The sequence below is a fragment of the Dickeya sp. Secpp 1600 genome (assembly GCF_003049805.1).
Classification (GTDB): Bacteria; Pseudomonadota; Gammaproteobacteria; order Enterobacterales; family Enterobacteriaceae; genus Dickeya; species Dickeya fangzhongdai.
On the sequence record NZ_CP023484.1, the window covers coordinates 225,699 to 245,718 of the forward strand.

Annotated in this window: 15 protein-coding genes, 1 tRNA gene and 2 rRNA genes; 15 read left to right on the forward strand and 3 right to left on the reverse strand. The window is 57.5% G+C overall.

All coding sequences use genetic code 11. From position 1 onward, the window contains the following. Positions 1-3 precede the first annotated feature (3 nt). The 3 genes from tatC to hemB all read left to right on the forward strand — a co-directional run bounded on the left by tatC (position 4) and on the right by hemB (position 2,707). On the forward strand, positions 4-774 hold the full coding sequence (gene tatC / locus CPA59_RS00990; protein ID WP_038663405.1) for a Sec-independent protein translocase subunit TatC: 771 nt from the start codon (positions 4-6) through the stop codon (positions 772-774). Between the two features lie 113 nt (positions 775-887). Beyond that, entirely contained in the window at positions 888-1,682 is a 795-nt protein-coding gene (tatD, locus tag CPA59_RS00995) for a 3'-5' ssDNA/RNA exonuclease TatD (RefSeq protein ID WP_107758533.1), read from the forward strand. A gap of 2 nt (positions 1,683-1,684) precedes the next feature. Further along, on the forward strand, positions 1,685-2,707 hold the full coding sequence (hemB, locus tag CPA59_RS01000) for a porphobilinogen synthase (RefSeq protein WP_038920538.1): 1,023 nt from the start codon (positions 1,685-1,687) through the stop codon (positions 2,705-2,707). Positions 2,708-2,738: 31 nt separating this feature from the next. Here hemB and rfaH read toward each other — a convergent pair whose 3' ends face one another. Further along, positions 2,739-3,227, reverse strand: coding sequence for a transcription/translation regulatory transformer protein RfaH (rfaH, locus tag CPA59_RS01005; protein ID WP_107758534.1), 489 nt, complete (start codon positions 3,225-3,227; stop codon positions 2,739-2,741). A gap of 211 nt (positions 3,228-3,438) precedes the next feature. On the opposite strand from rfaH, the gene ubiD reads away from it, so the two are divergent. The 5 genes from ubiD to CPA59_RS01030 all read left to right on the forward strand — a co-directional run bounded on the left by ubiD (position 3,439) and on the right by CPA59_RS01030 (position 7,225). Further along, positions 3,439-4,926 (forward strand): 4-hydroxy-3-polyprenylbenzoate decarboxylase, encoded by a 1,488-nt coding sequence (gene ubiD / locus CPA59_RS01010; RefSeq protein ID WP_100848695.1) that lies wholly within the window; start codon positions 3,439-3,441, stop codon positions 4,924-4,926. Between the two features lie 49 nt (positions 4,927-4,975). Next, positions 4,976-5,677: an NAD(P)H-flavin reductase gene (gene fre / locus CPA59_RS01015; RefSeq protein WP_038663391.1), complete on the forward strand. Its 702-nt coding sequence runs from the start codon at positions 4,976-4,978 to the stop codon at positions 5,675-5,677. Positions 5,678-5,980: 303 nt separating this feature from the next. After that, entirely contained in the window at positions 5,981-6,298 is a 318-nt protein-coding gene (locus tag CPA59_RS01020; protein WP_072093578.1) for a metalloregulator ArsR/SmtB family transcription factor, read from the forward strand. A gap of 36 nt (positions 6,299-6,334) precedes the next feature. Further along, on the forward strand, positions 6,335-6,763 hold the full coding sequence (locus tag CPA59_RS01025) for a YeeE/YedE family protein (RefSeq protein ID WP_107758535.1): 429 nt from the start codon (positions 6,335-6,337) through the stop codon (positions 6,761-6,763). Positions 6,764-6,796: 33 nt separating this feature from the next. Further along, positions 6,797-7,225 (forward strand): DUF6691 family protein, encoded by a 429-nt coding sequence (locus CPA59_RS01030; protein ID WP_100848696.1) that lies wholly within the window; start codon positions 6,797-6,799, stop codon positions 7,223-7,225. Between the two features lie 46 nt (positions 7,226-7,271). Here CPA59_RS01030 and fadA read toward each other — a convergent pair whose 3' ends face one another. Both fadA and fadB read right to left on the reverse strand, forming a co-directional pair. Further along, positions 7,272-8,435 (reverse strand): acetyl-CoA C-acyltransferase FadA, encoded by a 1,164-nt coding sequence (gene fadA / locus CPA59_RS01035; protein WP_049855343.1) that lies wholly within the window; start codon positions 8,433-8,435, stop codon positions 7,272-7,274. A gap of 12 nt (positions 8,436-8,447) precedes the next feature. Beyond that, a complete protein-coding gene (gene fadB, locus CPA59_RS01040) occupies positions 8,448-10,637 on the reverse strand; it encodes a fatty acid oxidation complex subunit alpha FadB (RefSeq protein ID WP_107758536.1) in 2,190 nt (729 codons plus the stop codon). A 181-nt stretch (positions 10,638-10,818) separates the two neighbouring features. Here fadB and pepQ point away from each other — a divergent pair, with 181 nt between their 5' ends. From pepQ to CPA59_RS01075, 7 genes are all read left to right on the forward strand, one after another. Further along, complete coding sequence (gene pepQ, locus CPA59_RS01045) at positions 10,819-12,150, forward strand: Xaa-Pro dipeptidase (RefSeq protein ID WP_107760751.1); 1,332 nt, start codon at positions 10,819-10,821, stop codon at positions 12,148-12,150. Then, complete coding sequence (locus CPA59_RS01050; protein WP_107758537.1) at positions 12,150-12,764, forward strand: IMPACT family protein; 615 nt, start codon at positions 12,150-12,152, stop codon at positions 12,762-12,764. The genes pepQ and CPA59_RS01050 overlap by 1 nt, the downstream gene beginning before the upstream one ends. A 41-nt stretch (positions 12,765-12,805) precedes the next feature. Continuing rightward, on the forward strand, positions 12,806-14,257 hold the full coding sequence (gene trkH, locus CPA59_RS01055; protein WP_013319883.1) for a Trk system potassium transporter TrkH: 1,452 nt from the start codon (positions 12,806-12,808) through the stop codon (positions 14,255-14,257). 18 nt (positions 14,258-14,275) lie between these two features. Beyond that, positions 14,276-14,815: a menaquinone-dependent protoporphyrinogen IX dehydrogenase gene (gene hemG / locus CPA59_RS01060; RefSeq protein WP_038920530.1), complete on the forward strand. Its 540-nt coding sequence runs from the start codon at positions 14,276-14,278 to the stop codon at positions 14,813-14,815. Positions 14,816-15,187: 372 nt separating this feature from the next. After that, a 16S ribosomal RNA gene (locus tag CPA59_RS01065) occupies positions 15,188-16,729 on the forward strand. A gap of 86 nt (positions 16,730-16,815) precedes the next feature. After that, a tRNA-Glu gene (locus CPA59_RS01070) sits at positions 16,816-16,891 on the forward strand. Between the two features lie 193 nt (positions 16,892-17,084). After that, positions 17,085-19,990: ribosomal RNA gene (locus tag CPA59_RS01075) — 23S ribosomal RNA — on the forward strand. Together the 16S and 23S rRNA genes with 1 tRNA gene alongside form the textbook arrangement of a ribosomal RNA operon. Positions 19,991-20,020: the final 30 nt, after the last annotated feature.

Sequence of the window (20,020 nt, forward strand, 5' to 3'; positions counted from 1 at the left end):
CCTATGGCTGTTGATCAAACCCAACCGCTGATCAGCCATCTGATCGAACTGCGTAAGCGGTTGTTGAATAGCATTATCAGCGTGCTGGTGGTGTTTCTGGCACTGGTCTATTTCGCTAACGACATCTATCAGATTGTCTCCGCGCCGCTCATCAAACAGTTGCCGGCCGGCGCCAGCATGATTGCGACCGACGTGGCGTCGCCGTTTTTTACCCCGATCAAGCTGACGCTGATCGTGTCGGTCTTTTTGTCCGCGCCGCTGGTGCTATATCAGATCTGGGCGTTTGTGGCCCCGGCGTTGTACAAACATGAGCGGCGGCTGATGATGCCGTTGCTGGTGTCCAGCAGCCTGTTGTTCTACATGGGGATGGCGTTCGCCTATTTCGTCGTCTTCCCGCTGGCGTTCAGCTTCTTTGCTCAGACCGCGCCGAAAGGGGTGCTGATTGCCACCGATATCAACAACTACCTCGATTTCGTTATGGCGTTGTTCATGGCGTTCGGCGTGTCGTTCGAAGTGCCGGTGGCGATCGTGCTGCTGTGCTGGAGCGGGGTGGTGACGCCGGAGAGCCTGAAACAGAAGCGGCCCTACGTTCTGGTGGGCGCGTTTGTGGTTGGCATGTTGCTGACGCCGCCGGATGTGTTCTCCCAGACGCTGCTGGCGATCCCGATGTATTTACTGTTTGAAATCGGGGTGTTTTTCGCCCGGTTCTACGTCGGTAAACGGCGCCGGACAGACGAAGAAGAAGACGCGGACGAGTCTGCGCCCTCTTCCTGAGTGGCGTCTCGCCGTGAAACGGCGGTCTTCTTACTGCAACACCTCTTTCGGGAGGTGTTGTTTTTTGGGGTTATCCATCGGGATAACCGCGATGGATTTTGGGATATCTGTGCATGTTCGACATTGGCGTTAACCTCACCAGCTCGCAATTTCGATCAGATCGGGAACAGGTTGTGGCGCGTGCCCGTCAGGCTGGCGTGACCGGTCTGCTGCTGACGGGGACCAGCGCCGAAGAGAGCGAGCAGGCATGTCTGCTTGCCGCGCAATATCCCGGTTACTGCTGGTCGACCGCCGGGGTTCATCCGCATGACGCCAGCGGCTGGAATGACGATACCGCCGGGTTGATTCATCAACTGGCAGGAAGTGAGCAGGTGCTGGCGATTGGCGAGTGCGGGCTGGATTTCAACCGCAACTTTTCCACCCCACAGGAGCAGGAACTGGCATTCAGCGCGCAACTGGCGATAGCCGCTGAACGCGCGATGCCGGTCTTTCTGCACTGTCGCGATGCGCATGCGCGTTTTATGGCGCTGCTGACGCCGTGGCTCGATAAGTTGCCGGCCGCGGTACTGCACTGTTTCACCGGTTCCGGCGACGAGCTGGACGACAGTTTGCGCGCCGGGTTGATGATCGGCATTACCGGCTGGGTGTGCGATGAGCGTCGTGGGCTGGCGTTGCGCGCGCTGTTGCCCCGTATTCCGGACAATCGGTTGCTGCTGGAAACCGACGCGCCCTACCTGTTACCCCGGGATTTACATCCTAAACCTGCATCCCGCCGTAACGAACCCTGTTTTCTGCCGCATATTGTCCGTCAGGTCGCGGCCTGGCGCGGGCAGGATGCCGAATGGCTTGGCAGAAATGTGGATGAAAACGCCCGCCGGATTTTCCGGCCGGGCCAGAAAGGAGAATAATTATGAGTCATGCTTTTCCCGGTACGTTTCCCGGACGGCGCATGCGTCGTCTGCGCCGTCATGATTTCAGCCGCCGTCTGGTGGCGGAACATCAGGTCACGGTTAACGACCTCATCTACCCGGTATTTGTCATGGAAGGCAAACAGGGACGTCAGGAAGTGCCCTCCATGCCGGGCGTGTATCGTCTGACGATCGATGAGCTGGTCAGGGAAGCGGAAATCATCGCTAAATTGGGCATCCCGGTGCTGTCGCTGTTTCCGGTGATTGAAGCGGACAAAAAATCGTTGCTGGCTGAAGAAGCCTACAACCCGGACGGGCTGGTGCAGCGTACCGTACGCGCGTTGAAAGACGCGGTGCCGGAGCTGGGGCTGCTGACGGATGTCGCGCTGGACCCTTACACCACGCACGGTCAGGACGGCGTGATCGATGAAGACGGTTATGTGGTCAATGACATCACCAAAGAGATTCTGGTGCGCCAGGCATTGTCCCACGCTGAAGCCGGCGCGGAGATCGTCGCGCCCAGCGACATGATGGACGGCCGTATCGGCGCTATCCGCGATCGGCTGGAAGATCAAGGGCTGGTGAACACCCAGATCATGGCTTACTCAGCCAAGTACGCGTCCTGTTACTACGGGCCGTTCCGCGATGCGCTCGGTTCATCGGGCAACCTGAAAGGCGGCAATAAGAAAACCTATCAGATGGATCCAGCCAACACCAATGAGGCGCTGCAGGAGATCGCGCAGGATCTGCAGGAAGGGGCCGACATGGTGATGGTGAAACCGGGGATGCCGTATCTGGACGTGGTGCGCCGCGTGAAAGACACCTTTGGCGTACCGACTTTCGCCTATCAGGTGTCCGGCGAATACGCGATGCAGATGGCGGCGATCCAGAATGGTTGGCTGCAGGAACAGCCGCTGGTGATGGAGTCGTTGTTGTGCTTCAAACGCGCCGGGGCGGATGGGGTGCTGACCTATTTCGCCAAACGCGTGGCCGAATGGCTGCGGGACGAGGCGTTGCGTCGCTGATGATAAACCGTCAGGGCTGCGCCCTGGCGGTTTACGCTTTTCGGAACTGGCGATTGTCGATGCTTTGCCGCACCTGCTTGTTCAGCAGATTGAGCAGCAGCATGGAGCGCGCTTCGCCATCCGGTTCGGTGTAGATGGCCTGCAGGCCGCTGAACACCCCTTCGGTAATGGTCACCTCGTCGCCGGGTTGCGGCGTTTCCGGGTCGATATGCGTAGCGCACGGATGCTGCTGCAAATCGTCAACCACCTGTTGAGGCACCAGGGCCGGCAGGTTGCCGAAACGGACAAAATGACTCACGCCGCGCGTTGAGCTGATGGTGGTGGTGTGTATGTGCTCCGGGTCGAACTCGACGAACAGATAATTGGGGAACAGCGGCTCGCTGACCTCGGTTCGTTTCCCTCGTACGATTTTCTCCAGCGCGATCATCGGGCTCAGGCAGACCACTTCCTGACGTTCCAGGTGTTCTTTTGCCCGTAACAGTTGGCCGCGCTTGCAATAAAGTAGGTACCAGGCTCGCATAATTTCACTTTTCTGTGGCTCTCACAGCGGGAGAGGATAACAAAAGCGTTACGCCTTGCGGGATAAAAATTTCCGGCAAAAACGTGTAATCGCGCGTTGCGTTGGTCACAGGCGCGAGCTAACCGCCGCCAGAAATAGCGCGGGCGGGAAGCGACAGCATGACCAAGAGCCTCTATAATAGCCCCACCACTGACCTTTCTGATGATTCAGCATGAAATACCGTGACTTACGTGAATTTCTCGCTCAACTCGAAGCGAGAGGCGAGCTCAAACGTATCCACCAGCCGATTGACCCCTATCTGGAAATGACCGAAATCGCCGATCGCACCTTGCGTGCCGGAGGCCCGGCCCTGCTGTTTGAAAATCCCAAAGGTTACGGTATGCCGGTGCTGTGCAACCTGTTCGGCACGCCCAAGCGCGTGGCGCTGGGCATGGGGCAGGAAGAGGTCAGCGCGTTGCGCGATGTCGGCCGCTTGCTGGCGTTTTTGAAAGAGCCGGAGCCGCCGCGCGGTTTCCGCGATCTGGTGGACAAGCTGCCTAAATTCCGTCAGGTGCTCAACATGCCGACCAAACGGCTGTCGAGCGCGCCCTGTCAGGAACAGGTGTGGGAAGGCGACGAGGTGGATCTGGGGCGGATTCCGATTATGCACTGCTGGCCGGGTGATGCCGCACCGCTGGTCACCTGGGGGCTGACGGTGACGCGCGGACCGTTCAAGGAGCGCCAGAATCTGGGTATTTACCGCCAGCAGTTAATCGGCCGCAACAAGCTGATTATGCGCTGGTTGTCGCATCGGGGCGGCGCGCTGGATTTTCAGGAATGGCGCCAGCAGCATCCCGGCGAGCGTTTCCCGGTGGCGGTGGCGCTGGGCGCCGACCCCGCCACGATTCTGGGCGCGGTGACGCCGGTGCCGGATACCTTGTCCGAATATGCCTTCGCCGGATTGCTGCGTGGTCACAAGACCGAAGTAGTGAAATGCCTGTCCAGCGATCTGGAAGTGCCGGCCAGCGCCGAAATCGTGCTGGAAGGGTATATAGACCCGGATGAAATGGCGCCGGAAGGCCCTTATGGCGATCACACCGGTTATTACAATGAAGTCGATCATTTCCCGGTCTTTACCGTCACCCATGTCACCCAGCGGCGCGATGCGATTTACCATTCCACTTATACCGGACGGCCGCCTGATGAGCCGGCGGTGCTTGGCGTGGCGCTGAACGAGGTATTCGTGCCGCTGCTGCAAAAGCAGTTTCCGGAAATCGTCGACTTTTATCTGCCGCCGGAAGGCTGTTCTTACCGCCTGGCGGTGGTTACTATGAAAAAACAGTATGCCGGGCATGCCAAACGGGTGATGATGGGCGTCTGGTCCTTTTTACGCCAGTTCATGTATACCAAATTCGTTATCGTTTGCGATGATGATATTAATGCCCGCGACTGGAAAGATGTGATTTGGGCGATCACCACGCGTATGGATCCGGCGCGCGATACGGTGCTGGTGGAAAATACGCCGATCGATTATCTGGATTTTGCCTCGCCGGTTTCTGGGCTCGGCTCCAAAATGGGGCTGGATGCCACTAACAAATGGCCGGGCGAGACGCAGCGAGAATGGGGTCACCCGATTACCAAGGACCCATCGGTTGTCGCCCGTGTGGATGCCATATGGGACGAGTTAGCCATATTGAATGACAGCGATAAGCCGCACTGACGGCGCTTATTCTGTTCCCGTTTTGCTTTAGACCCTACAGAGGGATCGCATGACAACGTTGAGCTGTACAGTAACGTCGGTGGAAGCCATCACCGATACGGTTTACCGGGTGCGCTTATTGCCATCGGCGCCTTTTTCCTTCCGTGCCGGGCAATATCTGATGGTGGTGATGGACGAGCGCGACAAGCGCCCGTTCTCCGTGGCCTCCACGCCGATTGAACAAGGGTCTATCGAACTGCATATCGGGGCTTCCGAGATGAATCTGTATGCGATGGCGGTAATGGATCGCATTCTGAAAGAAAAGTCGTTGGTGGTGGACATTCCCCACGGCGAGGCCTGGCTGCGTGAAGACAGTGAACGGCCGCTGATCCTGGTTGCCGGCGGTACCGGATTCTCCTACGTGCGTTCCATCCTGTTGACGGTGCTGGCAAACCAGCCTACGCGTCCGGTCTCCGTGTATTGGGGCGGGCGCGAACTGAGCCACTTGTACGATCTGGGGGAACTGCAAGGGCTGGCGCAGGCGCATCCCAACCTGAACGTGATCCCGGTGGTCGAGCAGCCGGATGAACAGTGGCATGGCCGCTCCGGCACGGTGCTGAGCGCGGTGTTGCAGGATTTCGGTTCGCTGGCGTCGCACGATATTTATATCGCGGGCCGCTTCGAGATGGCGAAAATCGCCCGCGAGCGTTTCTGCAATGAGCGCGGCGCGCAGCTTGCGCACATGTACAGCGACGCTTTTTCTTTCATCTGATCATTTCTGCGTTGTTCTGTCGCGGCCGGGATTGATGCCCGGCCGCGCTGTTTTCACTGTCTGCGATTTTTCAACTGCCCGCCGCTTTTCAACCGATTGAACTCTCCAGCCTGCCTACTGCGCTACGGATACCCGATCGCTTATAAAGCCGTCTGTCACACTGCCGACAGGCAAAACGTAAGGGCGGGTGAGTCCCAGCTGTGATAGCGGGGTTCCCGTGGTTGGCTTGACTACGATATACAATAATATATTATATAAAAATATATATTATATTTTGCAAGCAAGACAAACAAAGGTGCCCTTATGGCGGCGACAGACCCGGAAATCACACAACAGATGATGCGCGAGGCCGCACATGGCGCGGCGGATGTGCTGCGGGCGCTGGCGAATGACGACCGGCTGATGCTGATGTGTTTTTTGAGCCAGGGCGAGGCGTCGGTCGGGCAGTTGGAACAGGCGCTGGGCATTCACCAGCCGACGCTGTCGCAGCAGCTTGCCGTAATGCGGCGCTTAAAACTGGTGGCGACGCGCCGCGAGGGCAAACAGATTTTCTACCGTATTGAGGACCCGCGCATCCTGACGCTGCTCAGTACGCTGTATACGTTGTATTGCCCAAAATAATCGTATTTCTGCAACCGGCCGCTTAAGGAGCCGATCATGACGATTGATATGCAGGCATTCACCCCGTTGATGAGTCTGACGGGCGGTATGGTGATTGGCGTGGCGGTGGTGATGCTGGCGCTGTTCTGCGGGCGTATCGCCGGCATTAGCGGCATTCTCGGCAGCCTGTTGGGCCGAACATGGCAGGATAAAGGATGGCGGCTGGCGTTTGTGCTGGGGATGCTCGCTGCGCCCTGGCTTTACCAACTGGCGGCGCCGCTGCCGGAAAGCGCGATAGCCACGCCGATGCCCTGGCTGGTGGCGTCGGGCCTGCTGGTAGGGTTCGGTACCCGTTACGGGGCGGGCTGTACCAGCGGGCATAGCGTGTGCGGCTTGTCCCGTTTTTCGTTACGTTCGCTGGTAGCGACGTTGACCTTTATGGGCGCGGCGTTCGTCACCGTCTGGGCGCTGGGCGCGTTCCGTTGAGCATAGCGCGATGATGCACGTTAAGGAGCGGAAATGAATAATCTGTTTTCTTTTCTGGCCGGGCTGGTTTTTGGCCTCGGGTTGCTGATCAGCGGGATGGCGAATCCGCAGAAAGTGCTGGGTTTTCTGGATATTACCCGGCAGTGGGACCCTTCGCTGGCGCTGGTGATGGGCGGCGCGCTGGTGGTCGGGGTGATGGGGTTTCGCGTTGTCGGCCGGATGTCAAAGCCGCTGTGCGTGGCGTCGTTCTCCCTGCCGCTAAAAAAAGCGGTCGATAAACCGCTGGTGGTGGGCAGCCTGCTGTTCGGCATCGGCTGGGGAATGGCCGGTATTTGTCCCGGCCCGGCCCTGGTGTTGCTGTCGTATGGCACCGTGAAAGGCTGGGTGTTCTTTGCCTCCATGCTCGCAGGCATGGGGCTGTATGAGTGGTTTGTCGCCCGCAAACGGGCGACGGTTCCCTGATACTGGCGCCCGCCGATACCACTAACAGGTATCGGCGGAAGCGGCGTTATACCCGCTCAAGCACGGTGGCGATGCCCTGACCCAAACCGATGCACATGGTTGCCACGCCGAATTCCACATTTCGCTGTTCCATCAGATTGGTAAGCGTAGCGGTGATACGCGCGCCGGAACATCCCAGCGGATGACCGAGTGCGATGGCGCCGCCGTTCAGGTTGACCTTATCGTCCAGGCTGTCCATCAGCCCTAGCGCCTTGATGCAAGGCAGCGTTTGGGCGGCGAACGCCTCATTCAGTTCAAACAGACCGATATCGCTCAGCGCAAGCCCCGCCCGTTGCAACGCTTTTTGGGTGGCGGGCACCGGGCCGTATCCCATCACTGACGGATCGCACCCGACTACCGCCATGGCGCGGATGCGTACCCGAGGCGTCAGCCCCAGCGCCAGAGCGCGGGACTCGCTCATAACCAGCAGCGCCGCCGCGCCGTCCGACAGCGCCGATGAACTGCCGGCGGTGACGGTGCCATTGACCGGATCAAACGCCGGGCGCAGCGCCGCCAGCGCATCGACGCTGGTTTCCGCCCTGACCACCTCGTCGTAGTCAAACGGTTGCAGCGCGCCATCGGCGTTATGGCCGGTTGTGGGGATAATTTCGCGGCGAAAGGCGCCGGACTGGGTGGCGGCCCAGGCGCGCTGGTGCGAACGGGCGGCGAAAGCGTCCTGCATCTCGCGGCTGATGTGGTGCTGGCGCGCCAGCAGTTCCGCCGTCAGCCCCATCATCGCCGCCGCTTTGGCGATGCTTTTGCCGAGTCCGGGGTGAAAATCGACGCCGTGGGTCATCGGCACATGTCCCATGTGTTCAACGCCGCCGACCAGACAAACCGCGGCGTCACCCACCATGATGGCGCGCGCCGCGTCGTGCAGCGCCTGCATGGACGAACCGCACAGGCGGTTGACGGTCACGGCGGGCACCGAATGGGGGATTTCGGCCAGCAGCGCCGCGTTGCGCGCCACGTTGAAGCCTTGCTCCAGCGTCTGTTGCACGCAACCCCAGTAGATATCGTCAATCTGGTCTGCTTCCAGCGCCGGGTTACGGCTCAACAGACTGCGCATCAGATGAGCGGACAGGGTTTCTGCTCGCACCTGGCGAAACGCGCCGCCTTTGGAGCGTCCCATCGGGGTGCGCACCGCATCAACAATTACTGCGTTTTCCATCGTCGTGCGTCCTTATGCCGGTTGGTGAAGAGAAAGATCGGCGTGAGGTTCAACCGCCGGGTAATAACGCTGCTGGCGCTGCGCCATCTGCAACAGGCTGTCCGGTATGGCGTAAAGCGGCCCCAGCGACGCCAGCGACTGGGCGATTTCCACATAGCGTTGGCTGCCCAGCGTATCCAGATAACGGCAAGCGCCGCCGTGGAACGGTGGGAAGCCCAGACCGTAAAGCAGCGCCATGTCGGCTTCCGCCGGGGTGGCGACGATGTCTTCTTCCAGACAACGCGCGACTTCGTTGACCATCGGCACCATCAGGCGATGGATAATCTCCTGCGCGCTGAAGGTGCGCTTCGGCTCGCAGACCGCATCCAGCAAGATATCGGTCTGATCGTCCTGTTCCCGGCGCGGTTTGCCTTTGGCGTCCGGGTAGTAACGGTAGAAGCCCGCGCCGCTCTTCTGGCCGAAACGCTGATGTTCCACCAGTACATCGACTGCGTCGCGATAGGTTTTCGCCATGCGCTGCGGAAAGCCCGCCGACATGACCGCCTGAGCATGGTGAGCGGTATCTAATCCGACCACATCCAGCAGATAAGCCGGCCCCATCGGCCAGCCGAACTGTTTTTCCATCACGGCGTCCACGTCGCGGAAATCCGCGCCGTCGCGCATCAACAGGTTGAAGGCGGCGATGTAGGGAAACAGCACGCGATTGACGAAAAATCCCGGGCAGTCGTTCACCACGATCGGGGTTTTGCCGATCTTGCTGGCGTAGGCCACCACGCGGGCCAGCGTTTTCTCATCGGTTTGGGGACCGCGAATCACTTCAACCAGCGGCATACGATGCACCGGATTGAAAAAGTGCATACCGCAGAAGTGTTGCGGCCGCTGTAACGAGGCTGCTAACTGTCCGATGGGAATCGTCGAGGTATTGGAGACGATCAGCGTTTGCTCGCTGACGCAGGCTTCCACATCAGCCAGCACCCTGGCTTTTACCTGCGGGTTTTCCACCACCGCTTCGATGATCAGGTCAGCCTGTTCAAGCCCGTTGTTGTTCAACGTAGGGTGGATGCGGGCCAGCACTCCCGCCATGGTCATGGCGTCCAGTTTGCCGCGTTCCAACTGTGCGTTGAGCAATTTGGCGGCTTCTTCCATCCCCAGCGTCAGCGCTTTTTCACTGATGTCTTTCATCCACACCGGCACCCCTTTGCGTGCCGACTGGCAGGCGATGCCGCCGCCCATGATCCCGGCGCCGAGCACGGCAACACGAGCCGGCGGCGTGGCGTCGGCGGCCCATTTTTTGGCGGCGCTTTTTACGGCCTGCTCGTTAAGGAAGACGCCGACCAGAGCGTGCGCCGCCGTCGTTTGGGTTAGCTCGACGAAATTATCGGTTTCTATCTTCAGCGCGGCGTCGCGGTGCAGCCCGGCGGCGGCTTCGATGGTTTTGAGCGCCATCATCGGCGCGGGGTAGTGGCGGCCCGCCGCCTGTTGCACCAACGCGTTGGCGGTAGCGAAACTCATGGCGGCTTCGATACGGTTAAGCCGTAGCGGCGATTGTTTCTGACGGCGGCGGTCACGCCAGTCGAGCCGGTCCGTCATCGCCAGACGCAGCATATGCACGGCGGCGGGCAGCAGTTTGTCGCTGTCCGCAACCGCATCAACCAGCCCGACTTTCAGGGCCTCGCCGGCAGGCAAATCTTTACCGGCGGTGATGATCTCCAGCGCGCCGTCCGCGCCCAGCAACCGCGGCAAGCGGACTGTACCGCCAAATCCGGGCATGATCCCCAGTTTGACTTCAGGCAACCCGATGCGAACGTCAGGCGTCGCGATGCGGAAATCGGTCGCCAGCGCGCATTCGCATCCCCCGCCCAGCGCATAGCCATTGATGGCGGATAGCGTCGGGACCGGCAAATCCTCCAACTGGCTGAAAATGGCGTTGGCTTCGGTCAGCCACTGATGCAGCGTTTCCGGCGGGGCGGCAAACAGCGACAGGAATTCGGTGATGTCCGCTCCGGCAATGAACGCGTTTTTATCCGAGCGCAGCAGCAGGGCGCGTAGCGACGGTTGGCGTTTCAGGTGATTTAGCGCGTCGCCAAGGCTGGCAACGGTGCGGGTATCCAGTTTGTTGACGCTGCCGGGCGCGGCAAAAACCAGTTCGGCAATGCCGTCTTCCAGCCAGTTGAGGTACAGCGTGTCGCCTTGATAGATCATGGTGTTCTCCACTGTTATCCGTGATCTGGTACGACCAGATGATGGAAATTGTGGGTTTGATGTTAATGAAATGCAAACAACACGTGAGGTATTTGCCGGGAGGATCACAGGGCGAGCAACGCTGCCGTCACCGGGGCGCTGTGTTACACTGGGAAACAGGCTGTTATCAATGGGGATTGTGATGGAAACGCTGACTTCTTTGTATCATCAACATGTGGCGACCCTGCAGCAACGCACGCAGGCGGTTCTGGCGCGGCATAATCTGGATGCCTTATTGATCCACTCCGGTGAGTTGATGATGGCGTTTCTGGACGATCATGCCTATCCGTTCAAGGTCAATCCGCAGTTCAAGGCCTGGCTGCCGGTGACGCAGGTGCCGAACTGCTGGCTGTGGGTGGATGGGGTCAATACGCCGAAGCTGTGGTTCTACTCCCCCGTTGATTACTGGCATAACGTGGCGCCGGTGCCGGACAGTTTCTGGACTAAATCGCTGGATATCCAGGTGCTGCGCAAGGCCGACGATATCGGCCAGCAACTGCCGGTTCAGCGCCAGCGGGTCGCCTATATCGGTTCCGCGCCGCAGCGCGCGATAAATCTGGGTATCGCGCCGGAACACATCAACCCGAAAGGCGTGCTGGATTATCTGCATTACCACCGCGCCTACAAAACGGACTACGAACTGGCCTGTATGCGCGAAGCGCAGAAAACGGCGGTGGTTGGTCACCGTGCCGCTTATGAAGCGTTCCAGTCCGGCATGAGCGAATTCGATATCAATCTGGCGTACCTGACCGCCACCGGCCACCGCGATACCGATGTGCCTTACGGTAATATCGTCGCCCTCAACGAGCATGCGGCGGTACTGCACTACACCCAGCTTGAACACCGGGTGCCGGCGGAAATGCGTAGCTTCCTGCTGGATGCCGGCGCGGAATATAACGGCTATGCGGCGGATATTACCCGCACCTATGCCGCGCAGGACGACAACGAGTATGCCGCGCTGGTAAACGATCTGAACCGCGAGCAACTGGCGTTGATCGATACCCTAAAGGCCGGCGTGCGTTATACCGACTACCATTTGCAGATGCACCACCGGGTGGCGGTGCTGCTCAAACGTCATCAACTGGTGACCGGACTGAGCGAGGAAGCGATGGTGGAACAGGGCGTTACCTCGCCTTTCCTGCCGCACGGTCTGGGTCATCCGCTCGGCTTGCAGGTGCATGACGTCGGCGGGTTCATGCAGGACGACACCGGTACGACGTTAGCTGCGCCATCCGCTCATCCTTACCTGCGTTGTACCCGGATTCTGGAGCCGCGCATGGTGCTGACTATCGAACCGGGTATCTACTTTATCGATTCTCTGCTCGAACCCTGGCGCCAGGGCGAACTGCGCCAGCACTTCAACTGGCAGAAGCTGGATGCGCTGCGCCCGTTCGGCGGTATTCGTATTGAAGACAATATCGTGGTGCATGACAAACGCATTGAAAACCTGACCCGTGCGCTTGATCTGGCCTGATGCAGTCATATCCGGTTCCTGCTGCGTCTGTCAGCGTTCACGAAGAGATTAAAAAGAGCCGTTTTATCACGCTGCTTGGCCCGGCCAGCGGCGTGGACGCGGCCCGAGGCGTGATTCAGCAGATCCGCGAACAACATCCCTCGGCGGCTCACCATTGCTGGGCCTATGTCGCGGGCGCGCCGGACGATTCGCAACAGCTTGGGTTTTCCGATGACGGCGAACCGTCGGGAACCGCAGGCAAACCGATGCTGGCGCAACTGATGGGCAGCGGCATCGGCGCAGTGGTGGCAGTGGTGGTGCGCTATTATGGCGGCGTCAGGCTCGGTACCGGCGGGCTGGTCAAAGCTTACGGCGGCGGCGTGCAGCAGGCGCTGAAACAACTGCCGCTGCAACAGAAAGTCATGCAACGGATGTATCGATTGCAGTGCGACTATGCCCTGTTGCCCCAGGTTGAAACCGTGGTGCTGGCGCTGCAGGGGCAAGTCGTCTCGACGGAGTACGCCAGCGAAGTCTCGCTCCAACTGGCGTTTCCGGTAACGGCGGTAGAAGACGCGACGCGGCGGCTGCGCGATATTAGCCGCGGCGCGTTGCATTTGCAGCCAATTTCACAATAATCCCAGCGCGTAATCTTGAACCATTTAAGGAAGGCTCCCTGATGCACTTGCGTGCCATAACCCGCATTGTCGGACTGCTGGTCATCCTGTTTTCCGGCACCATGTTTATTCCCGGCATGGTGGCGTTGATCTACCGTGATGGCGCCGGTCGGGCATTTATCCAGACGTTCATCGTGGCGCTGGTTATGGGGCTATTGCTGTGGCTGCCCAACCGCAAACACCGTCATGAACTGAAGGCCCGCGAAGGATTTCTGATCGTGGTGCTGTTCTGGACGGTGCTGGGTAGCGTCGGGGCCCTGCCGTTTCTGTTTGTCGAGCGTCCCAACCTGTCGGTGACGGATGCGTTTTTCGAGTCCTTTTCCGGCCTGACCACAACCGGCGCGACCACGTTAGTCGGGCTGGATTCGCTGCCGAAAGCCATCCTGTTCTACCGGCAGATGCTGCAATGGATGGGCGGTATGGGAATCATCGTGCTGGCGGTAGCTATTCTGCCGATTCTGGGCGTCGGGGGGATGCAGCTTTATCGCGCCGAAATGCCGGGGCCGCTGAAAGACCATAAAATGCGGCCCCGCATCGCGGAAACCGCCAAAACCCTGTGGTTAATCTATGTGTTGCTGACCGTGCTCTGCGCGCTCTCGCTATGGCTGGCGGGCATGTCGGTGTTTGATGCCATCAGCCACAGTTTCTCCACTATCGCCATCGGCGGGTTCTCGACTCACGACGCCAGCATCGGTTATTTCAATAGTCCCACCATCAACACCATTATCGCGGTATTTCTGCTGATTTCCGGCTGTAATTTTGGTTTGCACTTTGCGGTATTGAGCGGACGCAGCCTGCGAGTGTACTGGCGCGACCCCGAGTTCCGGATGTTCATTGTCGTTCAGATGTCGCTGGTTGTGATTTGTACTCTCGTGTTGTGGGGGCACGGTGTGTACAAGAATGGTATGGAAACCCTGAATCAGGCGTTCTTTCAGGTGGTATCCATGGCGACTACCGCAGGGTTCACCACCGACAGTATTGCCTCCTGGCCGCTGTTTTTGCCGGTATTGCTGCTCTGCTCCGCGTTTATCGGCGGTTGCGCCGGTTCGACCGGCGGCGGCCTGAAAGTGATTCGCATCCTGTTACTGTTCTTGCAGGGCTCTCGCGAACTGAAGCGATTGGTTCATCCGAATGCGGTCTATACCATTAAGCTCGGTCAGCGCGCTTTGCCTGAACGGATATTGGAAGCGGTGTGGGGATTTTTCTCGGCGTATGCGCTGGTGTTTATCGTCAGTATGCTGGCCGTGATTGCGACAGGGGTGGACAACTTCTCTGCCTTTGCGGCGGTGGCTGCCACGCTGAACAATCTCGGGCCGGGGCTTGGGACAGTAGCTGACAATTTCACCTCCATGAATGACGCCGCCAAATGGATTCTGATTGTTACCATGCTGTTTGGACGTCTGGAAGTGTTCACCATGCTGGTGCTATTTACTCCCACTTTTTGGCGGGAATAACGGATAAGGGAACGTGCTATGAAAGCATTGATATTGTTTTCCAGTCGGGATGGCCAAACGCGTGCGATAGCGTCTTACATCGCCAATAACCTCAAGGGAACGCTGGAGTGTGATGTCGTCAACATTCTGAATGCCCATGAGGTTGACCTCGACAAGTACGACAAAATAATGATCGGTGCGTCAGTGCGCTACGGGCATTTTCATCCGGCGGTGGAAAAATTCATCCGCCAGCATCTTGCCTTGTTGCAACAAAAGCCCAGCGCCTTCTTTTCTGTCAACCTGACCGCCCGCAAGCCGGAAAAGCGTTCGCTGCAAACCAACGCCTATACCCGTAAGTTTCTGCTGCGTTCTCCCTGGCAGCCGGACTTAGGCGCGGTCTTTGCCGGCGCGCTGCGTTACCCGCGCTATCGCTGGTTCGACCGTGTCATGATTCAGTTCATTATGCGTATGACCGGCGGCGAGACCGACAGCACCAAAGAAATTGAGTATACCGACTGGGAACAGGTGGCGCGTTTTGCCCAGTCCTTTGGTCAGCTCGCCCAGAAAAAGGCGGTGTAATGCGGCTTGCCGCCGTGTTGTGGCGAAAAAAGAGACATTCGGAAACTTTTTTGAAATTAGTGCTTGTCAGCGACGGAGAAGTCCCTATAATGCGCCTCCACTGACACGGCAACGGCAACAAACCGAAGCGGTTTCAGTAAGAAATCAGGCGCATATCGCTTGACTTCTTTTCGGGAAAGCATAATATATGCGACCCGCGACCACGGTAAGTGGTCCTGCTCTTTAACAATCAATCAGACAATCTGTGTGGGCACTCGCAGGACGCTTCACTAAAATATTTGTGAAAAGTCTTGAAGAGTGACAACAGTTAATTCATACGAACTAACGGTAAATTCTTTGAGCACGTTTTCTTCGGAAAACACATCAAACTTTAAATTGAAGAGTTTGATCATGGCTCAGATTGAACGCTGGCGGCAGGCCTAACACATGCAAGTCGAGCGGCAGCGGGGGGAAGCTTGCTTCCCCGCCGGCGAGCGGCGGACGGGTGAGTAATGTCTGGGGATCTGCCTGATGGAGGGGGATAACTACTGGAAACGGTAGCTAATACCGCATAACGTCGCAAGACCAAAGTGGGGGACCTTCGGGCCTCACGCCATCGGATGAACCCAGATGGGATTAGCTAGTAGGTGGGGTAACGGCTCACCTAGGCGACGATCCCTAGCTGGTCTGAGAGGATGACCAGCCACACTGGAACTGAGACACGGTCCAGACTCCTACGGGAGGCAGCAGTGGGGAATATTGCACAATGGGGGAAACCCTGATGCAGCCATGCCGCGTGTGTGAAGAAGGCCTTCGGGTTGTAAAGCACTTTCAGCGGGGAGGAAGGCGGCAAGGTTAATAACCTTGTCGATTGACGTTACCCGCAGAAGAAGCACCGGCTAACTCCGTGCCAGCAGCCGCGGTAATACGGAGGGTGCAAGCGTTAATCGGAATGACTGGGCGTAAAGCGCACGCAGGCGGTCTGTTAAGTTGGATGTGAAATCCCCGGGCTTAACCTGGGAACTGCATTCAAAACTGACAGGCTAGAGTCTCGTAGAGGGGGGTAGAATTCCAGGTGTAGCGGTGAAATGCGTAGAGATCTGGAGGAATACCGGTGGCGAAGGCGGCCCCCTGGACGAAGACTGACGCTCAGGTGCGAAAGCGTGGGGAGCAAACAGGATTAGATACCCTGGTAGTCCACGCTGTAAACGATGTCGATTTGGAGGTTGTGCCCTTGAGGCGTGGCTTCCGGAGCTAACGCGTTAAATCGACCGCCTGGGGAGTACGGCCGCAAGGTTAAAACTCAAATGAATTGACGGGGGCCCGCACAAGCGGTGGAGCATGTGGTTTAATTCGATGCAACGCGAAGAACCTTACCTACTCTTGACATCCAGCGAAGACTGCAGAGATGCGGTCGTGCCTTCGGGAACGCTGAGACAGGTGCTGCATGGCTGTCGTCAGCTCGTGTTGTGAAATGTTGGGTTAAGTCCCGCAACGAGCGCAACCCTTATCCTCTGTTGCCAGCACTACGGGTGGGAACTCAGGGGAGACTGCCGGTGATAAACCGGAGGAAGGTGGGGATGACGTCAAGTCATCATGGCCCTTACGAGTAGGGCTACACACGTGCTACAATGGCGTATACAAAGAGAAGCGACCTCGCGAGAGCAAGCGGACCTCATAAAGTACGTCGTAGTCCGGATTGGAGTCTGCAACTCGACTCCATGAAGTCGGAATCGCTAGTAATCGTAGATCAGAATGCTACGGTGAATACGTTCCCGGGCCTTGTACACACCGCCCGTCACACCATGGGAGTGGGTTGCAAAAGAAGTAGGTAGCTTAACCTTCGGGAGGGCGCTTACCACTTTGTGATTCATGACTGGGGTGAAGTCGTAACAAGGTAACCGTAGGGGAACCTGCGGTTGGATCACCTCCTTACCGAGTTGAAGTGCCTGCGTGGTGTCCACACAGATTGTCTGATGATAAGAAAGAGTCAAAAGCGTCTTGCGAAGCTGACAAGTGATGTCCCCTTCGTCTAGAGGCCCAGGACACCGCCCTTTCACGGCGGTAACAGGGGTTCGAATCCCCTAGGGGACGCCAATATGACTGACAGTGGGTGAAAGGCACGGTCAACGCTAACCTAAAACTGATTAGTGATAGTCAGGTTTATGTTATCTGCTCTTTAACAATCCGGAACAAGCTGAAAATTTGAAACGACGGCATATGAGTGTGAATTCATGTGTTGTTCGAGTCTCTCAATATACCCGCATCCCGAGACACTTTCGGGTTGTGAGGTTAAGCGACTAAGCGTACACGGTGGATGCCTAGGCAGTCAGAGGCGATGAAGGGCGTGCTAATCTGCGAAAAGCGTCGGCAAGGTGATATGAACCGTTATACCCGACGATACCCGAATGGGGAAACCCAGTGTGACTCGTCACACTATCATTAACTGAATCCATAGGTTAATGAGGCGAACCGGGGGAACTGAAACATCTCAGTACCCCGAGGAAAAGAAATCAACCGAGATTCCCCCAGTAGCGGCGAGCGAACGGGGAGCAGCCCAGAACCTGAATCGGCTTGTGTGTCAGTGGAAGCGTCTGGAAAGTCGCACGATACAGGGTGAAAGTCCCGTACACGAAGATGCACAGGCCGTGAGTTCGATGAGTAGGGCGGGACACGTGGTATCCTGTCTGAACATGGGGGGACCATCCTCCAAGGCTAAATACTCCTGACTGACCGATAGTGAACCAGTACCGTGAGGGAAAGGCGAAAAGAACCCCGGCGAGGGGAGTGAAATAGAACCTGAAACCGTGTACGTACAAGCAGTGGGAGCACCTTTTGGGTGTGACTGCGTACCTTTTGTATAATGGGTCAGCGACTTATATTCTGTAGCAAGGTTAACCGTATAGGGGAGCCGCAGGGAAACCGAGTCTTAACTGGGCGTTAAGTTGCAGGGTATAGACCCGAAACCCGGTGATCTAGCCATGGGCAGGTTGAAGGTTGGGTAACACTAACTGGAGGACCGAACCGACTAATGTTGAAAAATTAGCGGATGACTTGTGGCTGGGGGTGAAAGGCCAATCAAACCGGGAGATAGCTGGTTCTCCCCGAAAGCTATTTAGGTAGCGCCTCGTGAATTCATCTCCGGGGGTAGAGCACTGTTTCGGCTAGGGGGCCATCCCGGCTTACCAACCCGATGCAAACTGCGAATACCGGAGAATGTTATCACGGGAGACACACGGCGGGTGCTAACGTCCGTCGTGAAGAGGGAAACAACCCAGACCGCCAGCTAAGGTCCCAAAGTCATGGTTAAGTGGGAAACGATGTGGGAAGGCCCAGACAGCCAGGATGTTGGCTTAGAAGCAGCCATCATTTAAAGAAAGCGTAATAGCTCACTGGTCGAGTCGGCCTGCGCGGAAGATGTAACGGGGCTAAAACCATGCACCGAAGCTGCGGCAGCGACGCTTAGGCGTTGTTGGGTAGGGGAGCGTTCTGTAAGCCGTTGAAGGTGGACTGTGAGGTCTGCTGGAGGTATCAGAAGTGCGAATGCTGACATAAGTAACGATAATGCGGGTGAAAAACCCGCACGCCGGAAGACCAAGGGTTCCTGTCCAACGTTAATCGGGGCAGGGTGAGTCGACCCCTAAGGCGAGGCTGAAAAGCGTAGTCGATGGGAAACAGGTTAATATTCCTGTACTTGGTGTTACTGCGAAGGGGGGACGGAGAAGGCTATGTCATCCGGGCGACGGTTGTCCCGGTTTAAGCGTGCAGGTGGGTGGACCAGGCAAATCCGGTCTGCCGTAACACTGAGGCGTGATGACGAGGTACTACGGTACTGAAGTGACAGATGCCCTGCTTCCAGGAAAAGCCTCTAAGCATCAGGTAACATTGAATCGTACCCCAAACCGACACAGGTGGTCAGGTAGAGAATACTCAGGCGCTTGAGAGAACTCGGGTGAAGGAACTAGGCAAAATGGTGCCGTAACTTCGGGAGAAGGCACGCTGGGCATGGTGAAGTCCCTTGCGGATGGAGCTGAGCCCAGTCGCAGATACCAGCTGGCTGCAACTGTTTAATAAAAACACAGCACTGTGCAAACACGAAAGTGGACGTATACGGTGTGACGCCTGCCCGGTGCCGGAAGGTTAATTGATGGGGTTATCCGTAAGGAGAAGCTCTTGATCGAAGCCCCGGTAAACGGCGGCCGTAACTATAACGGTCCTAAGGTAGCGAAATTCCTTGTCGGGTAAGTTCCGACCTGCACGAATGGCGTAATGATGGCCAGGCTGTCTCCACCCGAGACTCAGTGAAATTGAACTCGCTGTGAAGATGCAGTGTACCCGCGGCAAGACGGAAAGACCCCGTGAACCTTTACTATAGCTTGACACTGAACCTTGAGCCTTGATGTGTAGGATAGGTGGGAGGCTTTGAAGTGTGGACGCCAGTCTGCATGGAGCCAACCTTGAAATACCACCCTTTAATGTTTGATGTTCTAACGTGGACCCGTGAACCGGGTTGCGGACAGTGTCTGGTGGGTAGTTTGACTGGGGCGGTCTCCTCCCAAAGAGTAACGGAGGAGCACGAAGGTTAGCTAATCCTGGTCGGACATCAGGAGGTTAGTGCAAAGGCATAAGCTAGCTTGACTGCGAGAGTGACGGCTCGAGCAGGTGCGAAAGCAGGTCTTAGTGATCCGGTGGTTCTGAATGGAAGGGCCATCGCTCAACGGATAAAAGGTACTCCGGGGATAACAGGCTGATACCGCCCAAGAGTTCATATCGACGGCGGTGTTTGGCACCTCGATGTCGGCTCATCACATCCTGGGGCTGAAGTAGGTCCCAAGGGTATGGCTGTTCGCCATTTAAAGTGGTACGCGAGCTGGGTTTAGAACGTCGTGAGACAGTTCGGTCCCTATCTGCCGTGGGCGCTGGAAGATTGAGGGGGGTTGCTCCTAGTACGAGAGGACCGGAGTGAACGCACCACTGGTGTTCGGGTTGTGATGCCAATTGCATTGCCCGGTAGCTAAGTGCGGAAGAGATAACCGCTGAAAGCATCTAAGCGGGAAACTTGCCCCGAGATGAGTCTTCCCTGGGAACTTGATTCCCCTGAAGGGACGTTCGAGACGAGGACGTTGATAGGCTGGGTGTGTAAGCGTAGCGATACGTTGAGCTAACCAGTACTAATGACCCGGGAGGCTTAACCTTACAACACCGAAGGTGTTTTGGTGAGAGAGA